15 protein-coding genes are annotated in these 17,986 nt (G+C 50.7%); 1 reads left to right on the plus strand and 14 read right to left on the minus strand.

Translation table 11 applies throughout. The features are described 5' to 3' along the window. Nucleotides 1-87: 87 nt before the first annotated feature. The 7 genes from P0X86_RS30200 to P0X86_RS30230 all read right to left on the minus strand — a co-directional run bounded on the left by P0X86_RS30200 (nt 88) and on the right by P0X86_RS30230 (nt 8,050). Nucleotides 88-1,320: an argininosuccinate synthase gene (locus tag P0X86_RS30200; protein WP_277747194.1), complete on the minus strand. Its 1,233-nt coding sequence runs from the start codon at nt 1,318-1,320 to the stop codon at nt 88-90. A 106-nt stretch (nt 1,321-1,426) separates the two neighbouring features. Further along, complete coding sequence (gene argF, locus P0X86_RS30205) at nt 1,427-2,383, minus strand: ornithine carbamoyltransferase (RefSeq protein ID WP_277747195.1); 957 nt, start codon at nt 2,381-2,383, stop codon at nt 1,427-1,429. Nucleotides 2,384-2,441: 58 nt separating this feature from the next. Then, the gene (locus P0X86_RS30210; RefSeq protein ID WP_277747196.1) at nt 2,442-3,659 is read right to left on the minus strand and encodes an acetylornithine transaminase; all 1,218 of its coding nucleotides are present in this window, start codon (nt 3,657-3,659) and stop codon (nt 2,442-2,444) included. Nucleotides 3,660-3,921: 262 nt separating this feature from the next. Continuing rightward, on the minus strand, nt 3,922-4,758 hold the full coding sequence (gene argB / locus P0X86_RS30215; RefSeq protein WP_036660318.1) for an acetylglutamate kinase: 837 nt from the start codon (nt 4,756-4,758) through the stop codon (nt 3,922-3,924). A gap of 32 nt (nt 4,759-4,790) precedes the next feature. Next, a complete protein-coding gene (gene argJ / locus P0X86_RS30220) occupies nt 4,791-6,017 on the minus strand; it encodes a bifunctional glutamate N-acetyltransferase/amino-acid acetyltransferase ArgJ (RefSeq protein WP_277747197.1) in 1,227 nt (408 codons plus the stop codon). An 18-nt stretch (nt 6,018-6,035) separates the two neighbouring features. Further along, complete coding sequence (gene argC / locus P0X86_RS30225; RefSeq protein WP_277747198.1) at nt 6,036-7,091, minus strand: N-acetyl-gamma-glutamyl-phosphate reductase; 1,056 nt, start codon at nt 7,089-7,091, stop codon at nt 6,036-6,038. A 389-nt stretch (nt 7,092-7,480) separates the two neighbouring features. Next, on the minus strand, nt 7,481-8,050 hold the full coding sequence (locus P0X86_RS30230) for a GNAT family N-acetyltransferase (RefSeq protein ID WP_009594244.1): 570 nt from the start codon (nt 8,048-8,050) through the stop codon (nt 7,481-7,483). Between the two features lie 151 nt (nt 8,051-8,201). Here P0X86_RS30230 and P0X86_RS30235 point away from each other — a divergent pair, with 151 nt between their 5' ends. After that, the gene (locus tag P0X86_RS30235) at nt 8,202-8,744 is read left to right on the plus strand and encodes a hypothetical protein (protein ID WP_277747199.1); all 543 of its coding nucleotides are present in this window, start codon (nt 8,202-8,204) and stop codon (nt 8,742-8,744) included. A 102-nt stretch (nt 8,745-8,846) separates the two neighbouring features. Here P0X86_RS30235 and P0X86_RS30240 read toward each other — a convergent pair whose 3' ends face one another. The 7 genes from P0X86_RS30240 to P0X86_RS30270 all read right to left on the minus strand — a co-directional run bounded on the left by P0X86_RS30240 (nt 8,847) and on the right by P0X86_RS30270 (nt 17,981). Further along, complete coding sequence (locus tag P0X86_RS30240) at nt 8,847-9,752, minus strand: YitT family protein (RefSeq protein WP_009594247.1); 906 nt, start codon at nt 9,750-9,752, stop codon at nt 8,847-8,849. A gap of 26 nt (nt 9,753-9,778) precedes the next feature. Then, a protein-coding gene (gene prfB / locus P0X86_RS30245; RefSeq protein WP_096775885.1) for a peptide chain release factor 2 occupies nt 9,779-10,892 on the minus strand; the annotation gives its coding sequence in 2 pieces (ribosomal slippage) (nt 9,779-10,819 and nt 10,821-10,892; 1,113 coding nt in all). A 273-nt stretch (nt 10,893-11,165) separates the two neighbouring features. Continuing rightward, the gene (secA, locus tag P0X86_RS30250) at nt 11,166-13,679 is read right to left on the minus strand and encodes a preprotein translocase subunit SecA (protein ID WP_277747200.1); all 2,514 of its coding nucleotides are present in this window, start codon (nt 13,677-13,679) and stop codon (nt 11,166-11,168) included. Nucleotides 13,680-14,403: 724 nt separating this feature from the next. Next, the gene (gene hpf, locus P0X86_RS30255) at nt 14,404-14,970 is read right to left on the minus strand and encodes a ribosome hibernation-promoting factor, HPF/YfiA family (protein WP_009594286.1); all 567 of its coding nucleotides are present in this window, start codon (nt 14,968-14,970) and stop codon (nt 14,404-14,406) included. A 198-nt stretch (nt 14,971-15,168) separates the two neighbouring features. Then, nucleotides 15,169-15,366 carry a cold shock domain-containing protein gene (locus P0X86_RS30260; protein WP_009594275.1) on the minus strand — a complete coding sequence of 66 codons (198 nt, stop codon included), beginning with the start codon at nt 15,364-15,366 and terminating at the stop codon, nt 15,169-15,171. A 310-nt stretch (nt 15,367-15,676) separates the two neighbouring features. Continuing rightward, a complete protein-coding gene (gene fliB / locus P0X86_RS30265) occupies nt 15,677-16,891 on the minus strand; it encodes a flagellin lysine-N-methylase (protein ID WP_277747201.1) in 1,215 nt (404 codons plus the stop codon). Continuing rightward, complete coding sequence (locus P0X86_RS30270) at nt 16,848-17,981, minus strand: tetratricopeptide repeat-containing glycosyltransferase family 2 protein (protein ID WP_277747202.1); 1,134 nt, start codon at nt 17,979-17,981, stop codon at nt 16,848-16,850. Before P0X86_RS30270 ends, fliB begins: the two co-directional genes overlap by 44 nt. Between the last annotated feature and the right edge of the window lie 5 nt (nt 17,982-17,986).

Below are 17,986 nucleotides of genomic sequence, written 5' to 3' on the forward strand. Positions count from 1 at the left end.
TTAAGAGGTTCCGTTCATCCCGTTGCACGAGAATCGACGGAGCTCTCCAGCATGAAAACGGCCTTCAGCCTGTTCATTATTGTAAACTTATTGATTCTGATTCACGCCGGTTGCCACTTTCAAACGCAATGCGTTCAAGCGGATAAAGCCGGTAGCGTCGCCTTGATCGTAAGCTTGCGTCGGATCGGCTTCCATCGTAGCGATGTCCGGGTTGTACAGGCTCACCGGACTCTTCACGCCTGCGCCGATGACGTTGCCCTTGTACAGCTTCACTCGCACCGTGCCCGTAACGTTCTTCTGGCTCTCGGTCACCAGCGCCTGCAATGCCAGACGCTCCGGCGCAAACCAGAATCCGTTATACACCAAGGTGCTGTAGCGGGTAATCAGGCTGTCGCGCAGGTTCATCACTTCACGGTCCATCGTGATGGATTCCATTTTGCGATGAGCGGTGAACAGGATCGTGCCGCCCGGGGTCTCATAGACGCCGCGGCTCTTCATGCCGACGAAGCGGTTCTCCACCATATCCACGCGACCGATGCCGTGCTTGCCGCCCAGCTCGTTCAGCTTCTCCATCACTTGCAGCGGGCTCATCGATTCGCCGTTCAGCGCAACGACATTCCCTTGCTCGAACGTAAGCTCGAGGTATTCCGCCTCATCCGGCGCATCCTCAGGCGATACGCTGAGCAGGTACATATCCTTGCTGTCCTTCGCGCTTGCATCGAACCAAGGATCCTCCAGAACGCCGCTCTCGTAACTGATATGGAGCAGGTTGCGGTCCATGGAGTAGGATTTGGCTGCGGATGCCGTTACCGGAATGCCGTGCGCTTCCGCGTAAGCGATCATCTCCGCGCGTCCCGGGAAGGAGTTACGGAACTCCTCGATGCGCCAAGGCGCGATCACTTCAATGTCCGGTGCCAAGCCGGCAACGCCCAGCTCAAAACGAACCTGGTCATTCCCTTTACCCGTAGCGCCGTGCGCAATCGCCGTCGCGCCTTCGGCACGTGCGATATCCACCATGCGTTTCGCGATCAACGGGCGCGCGATGCTGGTGCCGAGCAGGTACTGCCCTTCGTACATGGCACCCGCCTGGAACATCGGGAAGATGAAATCATTCGCAAATTCGTCGCGCAGATCGTCGATGTATACTTTGGAGGCGCCGGTCGCCAGCGCTTTTTCCTCAAGTCCGTCCAGCTCTTCCTTCTGGCCGATATCGGCCGTGAAGGCAATGATCTCCGCATCGTAGGTTTCTTTCAGCCACTTCAGAATGACGGACGTATCCAGACCGCCGGAATACGCCAGTACGATTTTTTGTTTTGCCATGGTTTAACTCCCTCTCTTTGTTACTAACAACCCTGTCCTTCATTATACTAAAGATAACGTCCATTGACGCATTTTCATAGAGAATGTTCGCTGGTCATGGGCGGCTTTATGCCATCAAAGCAACCATTAAAGCCTTCTGGGCATGGAGACGGTTCTCGGCCTGATCGAAAATGACGGAATTGGCACCGTCGATCACGCCTTCGCTGACCTCTTCGCCGCGGTGGGCCGGGAGGCAATGCAGGAACAAGTAATCCGGCTTCGCCGCTTTCACCAGCTCTTCATTTACCTGGTAGTCCGCAAAGGCGGCTTCCCGCTGTGCCTGCTCCTCTTCAAAGCCCATGCTTGCCCATACATCCGTGTAAATCACGTCCGCATCCTTCGCGGCTTCGAGCGGGTCTCGGGTAATCGTGATTTTGCCGCCCGTTTGCGCCGCGATTTCCTCGCTCAGCTTCACGATGCTGGCATCCGCCTCATAGCCCTTCGGACTGGCCACGGCCACATGCATGCCCATCTTGGCACCGCCGATCAGGAGCGAATGCGCCATGTTGTTGCCATCGCCGATAAAGGCCATTTTGAGGCCTTTCAACTTGCCCTTGTGCTCCAGCACCGTCTGCAAATCAGCCAGCACCTGACATGGATGCGCCATGTCGCTCAGGCCGTTGATGACCGGAATCGAAGCATATTTCGCAAGGTTGACCACGTTGTCGTGCCCGAAGGTACGGATCATCAGGCCGTCCAGATAACGGGACATCACCTGCGCCGTATCGCTGATCGGCTCGCCGCGTCCGAGCTGAATATCGTTTTTGCTTAAAAAGAGTGCGTGTCCGCCCAGCTGGAACATCCCAGCCTCGAACGACACCCGCGTCCGCGTGGACGACTTCTCAAAAATCAAGCCGATCGTCTTGCCTTTCAGCGGCTGATAGACCTCGCCGTTCTTCTGCTTGCGCTTAATCTCGATTGCCGAATCGAGCAAGAACTGAATCTCTTCCGTCGAGTATTCGTCCAGCTCGATCATATCCCGCCCTTTCAGGCTTAATTCCTTCAATTGTCCGCTAGCGGCCATATTCTTCAGTCCTCCTTAACCATGCTGTTATTGTCCATAATGCTGCTGCACGATTCTTCTATGCTTGGCTAACCGCCGTATGCTCATGTATAAGTTCCGTAACGATCGACACCGCCTGGTCGATCTCTTGTTTCGTGACGTACAGATTCGGAAGCAGCCGGATCACGTTCGGTCCTGCCGTTACGAACAGCAGCCCGCGGCTCTGTCCTTTCAGCACCAGCTCCCCAACCGATTCGACGCATTCGATGCCGATCAGCAGGCCTTTCCCCCGGATCGCCTTCACAAAAGGATGACTGCCCAGGCTCTCATTCAGCTTCGTCATCAAATATTCTCCGGCTTCGGCCGCGCGCTGCGGCACGTTGTCTTCCAGCATCGTCTCGATGGTGGCCTGGATGACGGCGCTCGCAATCGGCGTGCCGCCAAACGTCGTGGCATGGCTTCCTGCCGTGAAGGCTTCGCGCAAGTAAGCCTTGCCCAGCATCGCGCCGACCGGGAACCCGGAGCCGAGCCCTTTGGCCACGGTGAAAATATCCGGCTCGATGCCGTAATGCTCGTGCGCAAACAGCTTGCCGGTCCGGCCCATGCCCGTTTGCACCTCGTCCACGATCAGCAGCAGTTCGTGCTTCTTGCACAGCCCAGTGACGGCTTGAAGGAATTCCGGTTCCACTGGATGCACGCCACCCTCCGCCTGCACCATCTCGATCATGATGGCTGCGGTATTGTCGTTGATGGCTGCTTCCAGCGCCGGAAGGTCATGCAGGGGAACGCTTTTGAAGCCTGCCGGAAGCGGAAGGAAGCCTTCCTTCACCTTATCCTGGCCGGTGGCCGTCAGCGTAGCCAGCGTCCGACCATGGAAGGACTGGGTAAACGTAATGACCTCGTAGCGGCCCGTTCCTTTCACCTTCTGATGGTAGCGGCGTGCCAGCTTAATGGCCGCTTCGTTCGCTTCGGCCCCGCTGTTGCAGAAGAAGACCGCATCCGCGCAGGTGTTGGCTGTCAGCAGCTCGGCTGCTTTTTCCTGGCCCGGAATGTGAAACAGGTTCGAGACATGCCACAATTCATCCAGCTGGGCTTTCAGCTTCTCTTTCACTTTTACCGGGGCATGGCCGAGATTCGTTACCGCCAGACCGGCCATAAAATCAAGATACTTGTTGCCTTGATCGTCCCATAGCCAGCTGCCCTCCCCTTTGACCAGGGCGATTGGGTATCTGGCGTACGTTTGGAATAACGAGCTTTCATTAGCTGCTTTAACACCGCCTGCTGCTTCTTTTCCCATAGCCTTCACACACTCCTTTGCATTTGGCATAGCTTCGTTTTTCACGTTTGAACCGTCCTACGATATGAATATCCATTAAGCTTAACCAGCACTGCGAATTCGGATCATTCCTCCGATCCCTGTTGCCCACAGATTTTTATGGAATCATGTAATCAAGGATAAATTCCGTGGACAAAGGGGCCCGCTTCGCTTCTCCGGAATGATTCCGCCTTCTCCGTTGAAGTTTTTTATTATTTCGGTTTGAATATCAAACCGTGCCTTATTACATCCGCACGATACGCGTGCCCAGCACTTCGCCTCCAAGCACCCGGCTCAGCACGTTCGGCTCGCTTCCGTCCACGATGACGACCTCGCTCACTTTGCCGTGAATGCAGCTGATGGCTGCTCTTACCTTCGGTATCATCCCACCATAAATTTCGCCCGTTCCGATCATATCCTCGATCTCCTGCACCGTCACGGTCGGAAGCACCCGCTTCTCGCCGCCCGATCCCTTCATGATCCCCGGCACGTCGGTGACAACGATCATCCGGTTAACGCCCAGATGAGAAGCCACGGCACCAGCCGCCGTATCGGCATTGATGTTATAGCGCTGACCGGATGGATCCACCCCGATCGGCGCAACCACCGGCATGTATCCCATCTCCAGCACGCCGCTCAGGATGGATGACTTCACCAACGTAACGTCGCCGACCCAGCCGACCTCCGCGTGGTTCGTCACCGGTTTGGCCTCGATCAGCCCGCCGTCCGAACCGGACAAGCCGATGGCAGAGCCGCCCACGCTTTGAATCCGACGTACAATCTGTTTATTGATGGTGCCCGCAAGTACCATCTCCACGACGTCCAGCACATCCTCCGTCGTCTTGCGCAGCCCGTTCACAAACTCGGTCTCGATGCCGAGTTTCTCCAGGTTGCCGGAAATTGCGGGACCGCCGCCGTGCACGATAACAGGGTTAACCCCTTTATCCTGCAGATTCTTCAAATCCTCGAAGAAGCTGTCCGGAAGGGCCGCGAGCGTGCTGCCGCCGCATTTCATCACAAACGTATCCGCGCTTGAGGTTTGAACCGGCTGCGAATTCTCCTGATCGATCGTGCTCTTCATATCCATCTCCTCCGTCCTGATTTTTTAGTTATCTAAGTACGATAAGCCGCATTAATGCGGACATAGTCATAGGTTAAATCACAGCCCCAAGCCGTAGCCGACCCGCTGCCGATATGCAGCTTCACGTCGATATCCACGGTGTCGCCTTGAAGGTAAGCCAGCGCCGCATCTTCGTCAAAAGCAACGGGCCTTGACTGCTCCAGCACCGAAATCGGACCAATGGCAATATCCACCGTCTCCGGATTGACCGGACGGCCTGCGCGGCCCACAGCCGCAATGATCCGTCCCCAGTTGGCATCCGCACCGAACACCGCCGATTTGACCAGGCTGGAGCCGATGATCGTCTTGGCGATCGCTTGCGCGTCATCGTCGCTTTCGGCGCCGTCCACGCGAACCTCGATCAAGCGGGAAGCTCCCTCTCCGTCACGTGCGATCGCCTTCGCCAGCTGCTGGCACACATAGTGGAAGCCGGCAGCGAATGCATCCCAATCCGGATGCTCCGGCGTTAACACGTCATGCCCCGCCAGGCCGCTGGCCATCGCAACCAGCATATCGTTGGTGCTTGTATCGCCGTCCACCGTAATCATATTAAAGGTCAGGTTGGTCGTTTGGCGCAGCAGCAGCTGCAGCGCTTCCTGACCAATGACCGCATCCGTCGTCATGAATCCGAGCATGGTCGCCATGTTCGGATGAATCATCCCCGATCCCTTCGCCGTGCCGGCGATGGTCACCTTCGTGCCGTTAACCTGTACGGTAACGCAGGCTTCCTTTTTTACCAGATCGGTTGTCAAAATCGCTTGGCTGAAGCTTTCAGCCCCTTCGCTTTCACCGCTGAGCCGTGCAGGCAAGCCTGCAATACCGGAGGATACTCGGTCCATCTTCAGCAGCTCCCCGATGACACCCGTCGAAGCAACGGCCACATCGTTCACGTCCAGGCCGAATTGCGCAGCCGTGCTGGCGCGCATCGTGTATGCATCCTTTTCGCCCTGCTTGCCCGTGCAGGCATTGGCATTCCCGCTGTTCACGACAATCGCGCGAAGCTTGCCGTCCTCCAAGCTTTCACGCGTTACCTTCAGCGGTGCCGCTTGGAACAGGTTCGTCGTATAGACGGCAGCCGCCACGGCAGGCACATCGCATACAATGACGCCCAGGTCGTTACGGTCGGTCTTCTTAAGTCCACAGTGGAGCCCGGCAGCCTTGAAGCCTTGCGGCGTTACGATGCTGCCCCCATCGATAATCGCATACGTATTCTCTCCCATGTCTGTATCCCCAGCCGCTTACGGATAAATCGGCGTAAACGTAAGTCCGAGGCTCTCCTCCCATCCCATCATCAAATTCAGGTTCTGGATCGCCTGCCCGGCCGCACCCTTCACCACATTATCAATGACCGATATAATGGTCACCCTGTTCGTGCGCGCATCCACCGCAAAGCCGATATCGCAGAAGTTCGACCCGCTGACTTCTTTTGTTGCAGGCCATACGCCCAGGTCGCGGATTCTCACAAATTTACGATCCTTGAAATACTGGCGGTACAGTTCAATGAAATCCTCTTCCGTGTAAGGACCATTCAGCGTGGCATACATGGTGCTCATGATCCCCCGCGTCATCGGTACCAGATGCGTCGTAAAGGTGACCGTAATCGGTTCGCCCGCTACCTGCGTCAATACCTGCTCGACCTCGGGAATATGCTGATGCTTATTCACCTTGTAGGCTTTGAAGTTCTCGTTGATTTCGGCATAATGCGTCATCAGGCTCGTTCCCCGTCCTGCACCGGACACGCCGGATTTGGCGTCGATAATAAGGGATGCAGCATCGATCCAGCCCGCGCTGATGGCCGGAATCAGACCCAGCAGCGTCGCGGTCGGATAACAGCCCGGATTGGAGATGAAATCCACATCGCGGACCTCTTCGCCAAACACTTCGCACAGGCCGTATACGGCCTTTTCCAACAGCTCCGCGCTCGGAGCCGCGTGTTTATACCACTGTTCATAAACGGCTCCATCTTTCAAGCGAAAATCGCCCGAGAGATCAATGACCTTCAAGCCTGCATCCAGCAGCTCCGGTACCAGCTTGGCACTGACGCCCGAAGGCGTAGCCGCAAATACCAAGTCGGCCACCTCGGCGATTTCCGCCGGGTTAACGCCATCCAGGTTGCGTGTGATGATATTGGTCAAATGCGGAAATCCGTCCGATATCGGTACGCCTGCCGTCGATGAAGAGATTACCGATGTAATCTCAACGCGCGGGTGCGCTTGCAGCAAGCGGATCAGTTCCACGCCACCGTAGCCGGTAGATCCAACAATAGCAACTCTTACTGTATTTGTGTCCGTCATATCCTCATCCCTCTCCCCAAGGAACAGCTGAAGGACCTTATGCAAGGTCCCATTCATCCATCCTTCATCTCTACCCCATGCTCTTCCGTTTCCTTCTTCCGATCGAGCCATGCCGCCGTCTAAATTCCCTCTTCATCCTATGTTGGGTATCAAAAACCACGCGTGTCCGCTGATGATTCTTGGTATCATTTTGCTTCAAGAAGTAGTCAGGCTGGTCATGAACTTCTTCGGAAGCGTTCCGTTTCCTGCGTCAAAAGCGATATGTGCTTCCAAGGTATTCATTGACTTTATCCGTCTCATAAATATGTATTATTATACGACCGTATTCATATAAATACAATGGATTATTCAAATTTGGTCCAAACTGCTAACGGGCTCCGAGGCAATGTCTATCGAGATGGATCGAACTCTTCCTTCAGAATGGAATAGAGCTTGAGGTCCCAATGCTGGCCCTTAACCTTGATCCCCTTCCTCACCGTCCCCTCATAGGACATGCCGATCTTCTCCATTACGCGCTGAGAGCCGATATTCTCCACCAAACATCGAGCCTGCACGCGTACAAGCTCCATACGGCCGAAACCAAGCTTGAGCAGCGCGGAGGCCGCCTCGGTCATGATGCCTTGTCCCCAACAATCCCGTGCCAGCACATATCCGATCTCCGCGGCCTGCTGCTCGGGCTTCCACCATACAAAATCAACCGTCCCGACCAGTCGCCCGCTCTCCTTCAGCTCGATCCCCCACGGGGCAATATCATGCTTGGCATACTGAGCCAGTATGAATTGAATAAACCGCTTGCTGTCATCGATCGAGCGATGGGTCTCCCAAGTAACGTATTTCGCCACCTCATCGTCTGAGGCATAGGCATACATCTGATCGGCATCCTGCATCGATACTCTGCGAAGGCGCAGACGGTCGGTTTCCAGCACCGGCAAACTGCCGTAGATCTGTTCGATTTCCATTCGTAAGTCCCCCTTACTTGTTCTATAAACTAAGACTTCACGCTCCCTATTACTTTTAACCTAATAAATAAGTCTATCGACCTAAACTGCGCTTGATATAATCCTCTTAAGGAAATATGTTCCTACAACTTAGATTCCTGGAGGTAAAACCATGATATTCAAAAGAACGACGGGCCTATTATGTCTTCTCTTACTGATCTGCCTAACGTCGCAAGCTCCTCATCCCAGTTTCGCTGCCGCTTCAACCACCCAAGCAAAAACCAAACCTGCGCCAATGTTAATCCTCAACAAGAACACGGCGGCTTATTTGAAAAAAGGAGTCATCCCGGGCTTTGGCGGCGTCCAATTCGGCATGACCCAAAATCAGATCGCTTCCAAATTGGGAAAACTTGTGAGTTCATTCTACCACTACGGCGGCGAGTTTTGGAAATTCAAAAATATTTCGTATGCCGGATTTAATTTCGAAAACCCTTATACAGGCTCTAACGGCATGTGGTGTTTGTTAATAGGTAAAGAAGGCTTGCCGAACCAAACCTTTGCAGACGTCAAAAAGCATTTAGGCAGCGCCTACGAAATGTATTATAACGACATGGAAGAGGCGTACGAGATGGTCTACACTTTCGGCCAGACCCGCATCTCCTTCATGGCGGACACCTCCAAGGCAAAGATTACGCTGGTTCAGATCCGTCGGTAACGATCCCATTACATAAAAAAAGAAGTAACCCATGTTCAGACTACGCCGTCTGTCGAATGGGTTACTTCTTTTTTATAGAGAGTATGCTGACGAGCCGCGAGGCTACGCCTTAATATTGCGGAATCCTTCGCCCAATACCTCATGGGCATTGCTAATGATGACGAAGGCATTCGGATCCACCGATTGGACCACCGTTTTGAGACGGGGAATTTCGCTCTGTCCGACGACGACCATCAGGACCGTCCGGTGTTCGCCCGTATAGCCTCCCTCTGCGGTCAGCTTGGTTAAACCGCGGTCAAGGTCCTCGAGAATGGCCTTGGTTATCGGCTCCGTATGATCGGATATAATGTAGGCCACCTTGGTAAAGCTAAAGCCCAGTTCAATGGCATCAATCACCTTGCCTGTTACGTACAGTCCAATCAGTGCGTATAACGCCTGCTCCAGCGAGAGCACAAGGGCTGCCGACGAGATTACGATCGCATCCAGCAGTACGACGCAGACGGAAAAGCTGAGGCCGCTGTATTTTTGCAGGAGCTGCGCCACGATGGTCAACCCGCCGGTTGACCCCCTGCCTCGATAGACCAGCCCCATGCCGATACCGACGCCGATACCGCCATAAATGGAAGCCAGAAGCGGGTTTGAGGTAGGAATCGGCCAGTCCTTGGTCAAAAAGACGAACAGCGGCAAAATCACGCTTCCCAGCAGGGAGCGGATGCCGTAGTCGCGCCCAAGCAGCCAAAAGCCAAGCACGAACAACGGAATGTTCAGTGCCCACTGCGTAAAGGCCGGTTCAATGCCGAGCCACGCTTGCGCAAGAACGGACAAACCCGACACGCCGCCCGAGGCGATATGATTGGGCAGGAAAAACAGATTAAACGACAGCGCCATAATAAAGGAGCCGACGATAATAAAGATTGCGTCCACCGTCTGCCGGAGCGGACCGTTGATCGGAATCAAGGGTTCTCTTTTTCGTTTGTTGATCGATGGATTGCCAGCGGATTGCGCCATAGTTCTATAAATCTCTCCTCAACGTCCTACTCGACTTCCTGCTTGATCTGGCTGCGCAAATATCCGTCGATAAATCCGTCCAAATCTCCGTCCATGACGGCGCCGACATTACCGGTCTCTACTTGCGTCCGATGATCCTTGACCATGCTGTACGGATGGAATACATACGAACGGATCTGGCTGCCCCAAGCAATATCGGACTGCTCGCCGCGGATTTCCGCCAATTCCTTCTGCTGCTCCTCGATTTTGCGTTCGTAGAGCTTGGAACGAAGCATCGTCATCGCCCGCTCGCGGTTCTTGATCTGGGAGCGTTCATTCTGGCACGTCACCACCACGCCGGTTGGCAAGTGCGTAATCCGAACGGCCGAGTCCGTGGTATTGATATGCTGACCGCCGGCGCCGCTCGCCCGGTACGTGTCGATCTTTAGATCCTCGGTACGGATGTCGATCTCCACGTCATCCGTAATTTCCGGTACGACGTCACAGGACACGAAGGACGTATGCCGTCTGCCCGAAGAGTCGAACGGAGAGATCCGAACCAGTCGATGGACCCCTTTTTCAGCCTTCAAATATCCGTAGGCATTAAAGCCTTTGATCAACAGGGTTACGCTTTTGATTCCCGCTTCATCGCCAGGGAGATAATCCAGCGTCTCCACCTTGAAGCCGCGCTTCTCGGCCCATCGCGTGTACATGCGGTGCAGCATTTGGCCCCAGTCTTGAGACTCGGTACCGCCCGCGCCGGGATGCAGCTCAAGAATCGCATTCATTTTATCGTAAGGCTGGTTCAGCAGCAGCTGAAGCTCAAATTCCTCCACGCGCCCAACCAGGTCCTTGATCGTCTCTCCGATCTCTCCCGCAAGGGAGTCATCGCCCTCTTCATCCGCCAGCTCGATCATCACGACGGCATCATCGTAATCCGCCTGTAGCTTCTGATACTGATCCACGGAAGACTTCACGGCATTCATTTCGGCGATGAGCGCCTGAGCCTTCTCATTATCGTCCCAGAAATCCGGAGCCGCCATCTTCTCCTCAAAATTCTCAATCATTTCCTGCTTGAGATCTAAGTCAAAGAGACCCCCTAAGATTGGTTAGTTTCTTGCTGATTTCACGCAGGTCCTGCTTCACACTTGGATCGATCATGAGTCCTCGTCCTTTCTTATCTACACGTAATAATTTCAGTATACCCTCTCCTCCATGGAAAACGTTCCATTTCAAGAGAATTTTACGTTGCCGTACCAGTAATTTCGCTGTTTATTCAGATAAACTCCCTTAAGCGCGGCAGGGTATTCGGATCACCGTGGAAAAGACCACCATCACCCGATTCATCTGCCGCTCTTAAGGGAGCCAGAAAAATCCGCGCCCATCACCTGGACGGACTATTCTATACGATTCACTGCCTTTGGGACGGATCGCTTACGCGTTCTGTCCATGGCAATGCTTGTACTTCTTTCCGCTGCCGCATGGGCATGGGTCGTTCCGGCCGATCTGTTCAGCTACCTGGACCGGTCGCTTCTCGGCAGGTTCGCTGCTGCTGTTCGTGGAGACTTTGTTCTCGTCCACGACCGCTTGACGCTCCTGGTTCGTTGCGATTTGAGCCTTCATGATGTAGGTCGCCACTTCTTCCTGGATCGTAGCGATCATCGCATTAAACATTTCGAAGCCTTCGAATTGGTATTCGCGAAGCGGATCGGTACCGCCGTATGCACGGAGGTGGATGCCTTGACGCAGCTGGTCCATCGCATCGATGTGATCCATCCACTTGCTGTCTACCGCGCGCAGCACGATAACCTTCTCGAACTCGCGTACCATTTCCTCGCCGATGGCTTGCTCGCGCTCTTCGTATTTCTTCATCACGCGATCGAAGAGATACTCGGTAAGCTCTTCAGCTTCTTTGCCCCACAGATCCTCGCGGGTAACGGCACCCTCGTCCAGCAGCTTGCTGTTCACGTAGTCTGCCACTTCCTGCAGTTCCCAGTTCTCCGGAATGTCATCGCTGCAGTGCGCCTGCACGACGCGGTCAATGACCGGCTTGATCATCTCTACAACGATTTGCTTGATGTCTTGGGATTCCAAGATCTCGCGGCGCTGCTTGTAGATGATCTCGCGCTGCTGGTTCATGACGTCATCGTATTGGAGAACGACTTTACGCATGTCGAAGTTGTTGCCTTCTACCCGCTTCTGCGCGGATTCAACAGCACGGGTAATCATTTTGCTCTCGATCGGCTGATCTTCTTCGAAGCCAAGGCGTTCCATCATGTTCAGCACGTTGTCCGTACCAAAACGCTTCATCAGCTCATCGCCGAGGGACAGGTAGAACTGGGTAGACCCCGGGTCACCCTGACGACCGGCACGGCCGCGCAGCTGGTTATCGATCCGGCGCGATTCGTGACGCTCCGTACCGATAATGTGAAGTCCGCCAATATCCTGTACGCCTTCGCCAAGCAAAATATCCGTACCGCGCCCCGCCATGTTCGTCGCGATCGTTACCGATCCCGGCTGTCCGGCGCGCGAGATGATTTCCGCTTCCTCCGCATGGTATTTCGCATTCAGCACTTTATGCTGGACGCCTTTGCGTTTCAGCATTTCAGACAAACGCTCGGAGTTCTCGATGGACACCGTACCCACCAGAATCGGCTGGTTCTTCTTATGGCGTTCCACGATCTCGGCTACAACCGCCTTAAACTTGCCATCTTCGCTCTTGTAAACCACATCCGGCATGTCGATACGCTGATTCGGTCGGTTCGTCGGAATTTGAAGCACTTCAAGACCGTAAATCTTCTTGAATTCTTCTTCCTCCGTCTTCGCCGTACCCGTCATACCCGCCAGCTTGCGGTACATCCGGAAGTAGTTCTGGAAGGTAATCGTCGCCAGGGTCATGCTCTCGTTCTGAACCTCGATGCCTTCCTTCGCTTCGATCGCCTGGTGGAGACCGTCGCTGTAGCGGCGTCCAGCCATCAGACGGCCCGTAAATTCGTCAACGATGACCACTTCGTCGTCGGTAACCACGTAATCCACATCGCGGCGCATGATCACGTTCGCTTTCAGCGCTTGTACAATGTGGTGATTCAAGGTTACGTGGTTGTGGTCATACAGGTTCTCGATTCCGAAGGAACGTTCAGCCAGCGCCACGCCTTTTTCCGTCAAGGCTACGGATTTGACCTTAATGTCCACCGTATAATCCTCTTCGGCCGTCAGACGCTTCACGAACCGGTCGGCTGCAAAATACAGCTCGGTCGATTTCTGAGCTTGTCCCGAAATGATGAGCGGCGTACGCGCTTCGTCAACCAGGATGGAGTCCACTTCGTCAATGATACAGAAATACAGCGGACGCTGTACCATCTGCTCTTTGTAGAGGACCATGTTGTCACGCAGATAGTCAAAACCGAACTCATTGTTCGTCCCGTACGTAATATCGCAAGCATAAGCCTGCTGTTTATCCGGGTGCTCCATGCCGCTCAGGTTAACCCCAACGGATAGACCCAGGAAGTTATATATTTGCGCCATCTCTTGGCTGTCACGCTGTGCCAAATAATCATTGACGGTAACCACGTGAACGCCTTTGCCAAGCAGGGCATTTAAGTAAACCGGCAGCGTACCTACAAGGGTCTTACCTTCACCGGTCTTCATCTCTGCAATTTTGCCTTCGTGGAGGGCCATCCCCCCGACCAACTGCACGTCATAGTGACGTTTGCCAAGCGTCCGTCTGGAAGCCTCGCGGACTGTCGCAAACGCTTCGGGAAGCAATTCCTCCAGCGTCTCACCTTTCTCGATCCGCGCACGGAACTCCTCGGTTTTGGCTTGCAGCTGCTCATCGGAGAGCTTCTCAAAATCCGGTTCCATTTTGTTGATTACATCGACCGTCTTCATGAGACGTTTGACATCACGCTCGTTGGTGTCGCCGAAAATCTTTTTGACAAGTCCTAGCATGGTTAACCCCTTTCGTGCAAAACAAGTGATAGAATCAACTTCATTAAATGCCAAAGGGTTAAATGATGAAATCGATTCATTGATTCCTTATGATGGTCCCATTTCATGCAGGCTAAAAAGCCCGTCCCATAAAATGAGGGTTTGCATAAATTGTAACAGTTTGTAAGGGATGCCGCAACAATATGTGCTATTACAAGAGGTGTCTGTTACGCGAAGCCTTACTCTATGAGACGCGGAGAGGCCCAAAAAAGTTGCGTGGAGCATTTTCCCGGCGCGCAGCAATGGAATTATCTTCATCCCCGAAGTGAAATTCTACATCTAATGAGGGCTGAAAACTCGATGTCCATTGTACGGAATAAGCTGAGGATGAAGCCTGGAGCCACCGGCTGAAGCCAGCGTTAAATAAGCGGCTAGATGGGCCTCGATCCGGCTATATAGGAAGTCCTGGCTTTCTGTCATCTGAGGCTGTTGTAAGAAGGACCCATGAAGTTCCTTATGAACCCATTCCATTGATAAAAAGGTTGCACTATTCGGCATACACCGATGGGCCTACCATCAAATGCCATCCTTTTCGCGATTCTTACGCGTCTCGAAGCCGTATATCCAAATAAAGAGCCCCACCCGCTTGCACGGATGAAGGCTCATCTTACATTTCGATTTCATTTTAAAATTCGAACCGGGCTAGCTGCCTCCGCATTCCCTCAGGAATGCTGCCGCTTTAAACTCAGTCCCGCTCGATCAATCCGTACTTGCCGTCATCACGCTTGTAGACGACATTTACTTCTTGTGTGTCAATGTTGGAAAATACAAAGAAATTATGGCCTACCATGTTCATCTGCAGGATCGCTTCTTCCACGTCCATCGGCTTCATGGTAAAACGTTTCGTACGGACGACTTCGTATTCGTCCTCGTCATACTCCACTTGCTCTGCATCCACCTGACTGGTGGCCGCTGCCCCGTTCTCCGCAATGAGCGTCTTCAGTCCGCCCTCTTGCTTGATCTTGCGGTTCAGCTTGGTTTTGTGCTTGCGAATCTGACGTTCCAACTTGTCCACAACGGCGTCAATGGAAGCGTACATATCATCGCTTCGGTCTTCCGCACGAAGTACCACACCGGTAAGCGGAATGGTCACTTCCACCGTGTGCAATCCTCGAATGACACTCAGGGTGACGTATCCTTCGGAGGTGGGGGGTGCATCAAAATACTTATCTAGCCTGCTGAGTTTCTTGTCAACATAGTCCTTCAAAGCATCGGTCACTTCAATTTGTTGACCTCGGATAGTGAATTGCATTGGGCACTCCTCCTTTGCACCTTCATTATAGCATTTTGTTAAGGCTATGTAAAAAGACAGAATTGTGAATTTTAGCACAATATTTTTCGGAGGTCGGACACAAAAAAAAGACCCCGGAAGTTCCGGAGTCTTGGGCTAGCGAATCTCCAATTGTTAACCATCGATTACCGTTTATGTAGGTCGGCTATGCCGGGATGATTATAATTTGATTACGTTAGCTGCTTGCGGGCCACGAGCGCCTTCAACGATCTCGAATTCTACGGATTGTCCTTCTTCCAGAGTCTTGAAGCCCTCGGATTGGATCGCGGAGAAATGTACGAATACGTCGCCGCCGTCCTCAGTCTCGATGAAGCCATAACCTTTCTCTGCGTTGAACCATTTCACTTTACCTTGCATGCACTAACATTCCCTTCATTGTCAAATAAAGTGTGACACTAATTGTCCACATTTCCGACTATAGCACCCGACTTATCCAGTGTCAATTACCAAGGAAAAGGTTTTCTTTTGCAGAAAACCGGGAAAAATGTCGACTTGGCTTCACGACTGAGTTGGCGGGCTAAAATAGTTTGCGGACAAAATAGGTTTATGGTTATTTAACCAGGGAGGGAGGGGGGTGAAACAGAGGGAAATACTTTACTAGTTATATTCTCAAATTAATAAATACTGAGAAACATCAAAACAAAGATCAGCTCTCAACAACATTTAGCTATTCCTTAACTAATATAGTCAATAAAGCCCATGTATCAAAATTGCTGTTTTTAATATGATCCGTTAATGACTTCAAAAAAAGTGGGCTGTGATCAATAACTTTTGAAAAAGCTTGTATAATGCTCATTGCTTCATTGACTGACATTTGTTTTGTGTACGCTGCCACACCCTGAATATGAAATCGTAACATGCTATAGAGTGATACTAATAGTGTATATTCCTCTAAGATATCGGAACTTCGATTAAATAAGAATGTTCTCTCAAAAACCTGATTGACCAGGTAATTTTCAAGTATATAAGAATGCTCCTCTATAAAAGGCTTATAGTAATTGTTATAACCCTCAGAGTAGCGTTCTTCAACAATAGTTTGATCCATTGTATCTAAAGCAAATGCGATCGAAGTTTGTTCTGAATAATTGTTGTATCTGATATGGTTACTCTTTCTAGGTTGAAGCATTTCCATCAACAGTTTTATCTGCACGTGCAGAACTTTTGGAAGATCTGTTATCTGTATCTTAGTACTAGGATTATGCATTTTTGTTTGAAACTCATTAATAACATTCATTATTTGCGATTGTGTAAAATCACTAGACCTGGATATGTTAAATAATTTTTCGCAAAAAAATCCCAAAAATATAAGCCGCTGAGAAATTGTATAATTTCTATTTTGAAGAATCTCAATTACGAAAGACCTAACTTGCCAAAAGCAACTATGCCAAATACTTTGGCTACTATTCATAGTCATTCGATAGCTATGCCTTGTATCAAGTTGCTCCTCCTCAATATTAAATTCCATCTTTTCAGGATTCAATAATACTAGCCTTGCTATTTCAGGACAAGATAATTTAGCAGATAGCTCTACTTGTCCATCTACATTATTAAAAACACGCGGGTAAGATAGACACGTTTTAGATAAGTAATCTTCGCCTAAATTAAGTTGTATGTCACACAATCCATTATTTAGAAACCCACAATTACCACCATTCGTTTGAATAGATGCGTATAAATCCTCATTTTTATTATCTTTATTCCGTTTTACTTGTTCTGATATCTTTGTAGCCATTTTCTTATCGTTAATTTTCCGATAATTTTTATAAGTTCGCTTGTCAATATCAACTCGCCACCCAGAACAGCAAGTATCTGAGCAGGCAGCACCTATACACTGAAATTCACTCATATACTGAGGTTTTAGAACTATAAATTCCTTTTTCATGTTTGCTCCTTTCTAAGAGGCTCTCATATCTCATTAATGCAGGCGTATAACCCCTTGTATAAGAGTATCGGTACATTTCTAATGCTTGTTCATAGTTTTTAAGCAATTCGTAATAAATCCCCAGATTATAAGCAGCTTTAAAACTTCCTACCCCAATATAACTTTCGTACTTTGACGAACATTCCCCTAGCTTCAGACAACTTATAAACGCATCTTCTATATTTGCAAATAAACTAGGATCTTGTAATTGTATTAATAACTCGCCATATAAAAAATAGAGGTCTGTATAATCCGGGTACCTATACATAGCATCTGAAAGAGAATTTAATGCAGAATGCCACTCTTCTAGACTCATCAGATTTCGAATATGAAAGTAATATGCAGAGGATAAAAATCCGTGCTGCTTATCCCCTACAATTGCAAAGCATTTATCAAATGACTGTTTTGAATCATCAAATTTTCTGCTTAAATAGAACGTCCTAGCCAACTGGTATAAAACATATGGATCTTCAGATTCATTCTCGCTCTCTTTCAACAGAAGCTCCAAGTTCCTTTTTGATTTGTCTTTTCTCAAAATTTCTGAAGAAAGATAGCCATAGTGATGTATTACAATATCTGTGTTTATTGATGCACAATGTTCTTCATTTAACTTAAGCTGCTCATGTATAATACCGGAATAGCTATATTGGGGTTCATTCGGGAAAAGCCGGGTCGCATGTCCAAGAACTTCACTTTCATCATCTAGATGATTTATTATTGTTACCCTTGCTGCCCCCGGCATACCAATATTTATATATCTTAATATCTCATCTTTGCTATTAATATCAAATACTTCATCTGCATCGAGCATTAATATAAACTTTGAACTTGCCACTGAGATTATTCTATTTCTTGCCTTCGAAAAATCATTTTCCCATGGGATTTCAATAATACTTGCTCCAGTTTCTTTAGCAATATTGATTGTTTGATCTGTTGAGCCCGTATCACCTACAAGTACTTCTCTTGCCCATGATGATACCGATTCAATACATTTTTTTATATTTGTTTCTTCGTTTTTAACCAAGATGCATACAGATACGGGAAACGTCATTTTTC

Origin of the sequence: Paenibacillus sp. BR1-192, assembly GCF_029542445.1 — a bacterium.
GTDB classification, from domain to species: Bacteria; Bacillota; Bacilli; order Paenibacillales; family Paenibacillaceae; genus Paenibacillus_AQ; species Paenibacillus_AQ lautus_A.

What these genes read in the sequence shown, in the direction of transcription:
- P0X86_RS30200 (WP_277747194.1), bottom strand. Translation starts at nt 1,320, where the DNA reads ATGGCAAAACAAAAAATCGTACTGGCGTATTCCGGCGGTCTGGATACG.
- argF (WP_277747195.1), bottom strand. Translation starts at nt 2,383, where the DNA reads ATGGCCGCTAGCGGACAATTGAAGGAATTAAGCCTGAAAGGGCGGGAT.
- P0X86_RS30210 (WP_277747196.1), bottom strand. Translation starts at nt 3,659, where the DNA reads ATGGGAAAAGAAGCAGCAGGCGGTGTTAAAGCAGCTAATGAAAGCTCG.
- argB (WP_036660318.1), bottom strand. Translation starts at nt 4,758, where the DNA reads ATGAAGAGCACGATCGATCAGGAGAATTCGCAGCCGGTTCAAACCTCA.
- argJ (WP_277747197.1), bottom strand. Translation starts at nt 6,017, where the DNA reads ATGGGAGAGAATACGTATGCGATTATCGATGGGGGCAGCATCGTAACG.
- argC (WP_277747198.1), bottom strand. Translation starts at nt 7,091, where the DNA reads ATGACGGACACAAATACAGTAAGAGTTGCTATTGTTGGATCTACCGGC.
- P0X86_RS30230 (WP_009594244.1), bottom strand. Translation starts at nt 8,050, where the DNA reads ATGGAAATCGAACAGATCTACGGCAGTTTGCCGGTGCTGGAAACCGAC.
- P0X86_RS30235 (WP_277747199.1), top strand. Translation starts at nt 8,202, where the DNA reads ATGATATTCAAAAGAACGACGGGCCTATTATGTCTTCTCTTACTGATC.
- P0X86_RS30240 (WP_009594247.1), bottom strand. Translation starts at nt 9,752, where the DNA reads ATGGCGCAATCCGCTGGCAATCCATCGATCAACAAACGAAAAAGAGAA.
- secA (WP_277747200.1), bottom strand. Translation starts at nt 13,679, where the DNA reads ATGCTAGGACTTGTCAAAAAGATTTTCGGCGACACCAACGAGCGTGAT.
- hpf (WP_009594286.1), bottom strand. Translation starts at nt 14,970, where the DNA reads ATGCAATTCACTATCCGAGGTCAACAAATTGAAGTGACCGATGCTTTG.
- P0X86_RS30260 (WP_009594275.1), bottom strand. Translation starts at nt 15,366, where the DNA reads ATGCAAGGTAAAGTGAAATGGTTCAACGCAGAGAAAGGTTATGGCTTC.
- fliB (WP_277747201.1), bottom strand. Translation starts at nt 16,891, where the DNA reads ATGAAAAAGGAATTTATAGTTCTAAAACCTCAGTATATGAGTGAATTT.
- P0X86_RS30270 (WP_277747202.1), bottom strand. Translation starts at nt 17,981, where the DNA reads ATGACGTTTCCCGTATCTGTATGCATCTTGGTTAAAAACGAAGAAACA.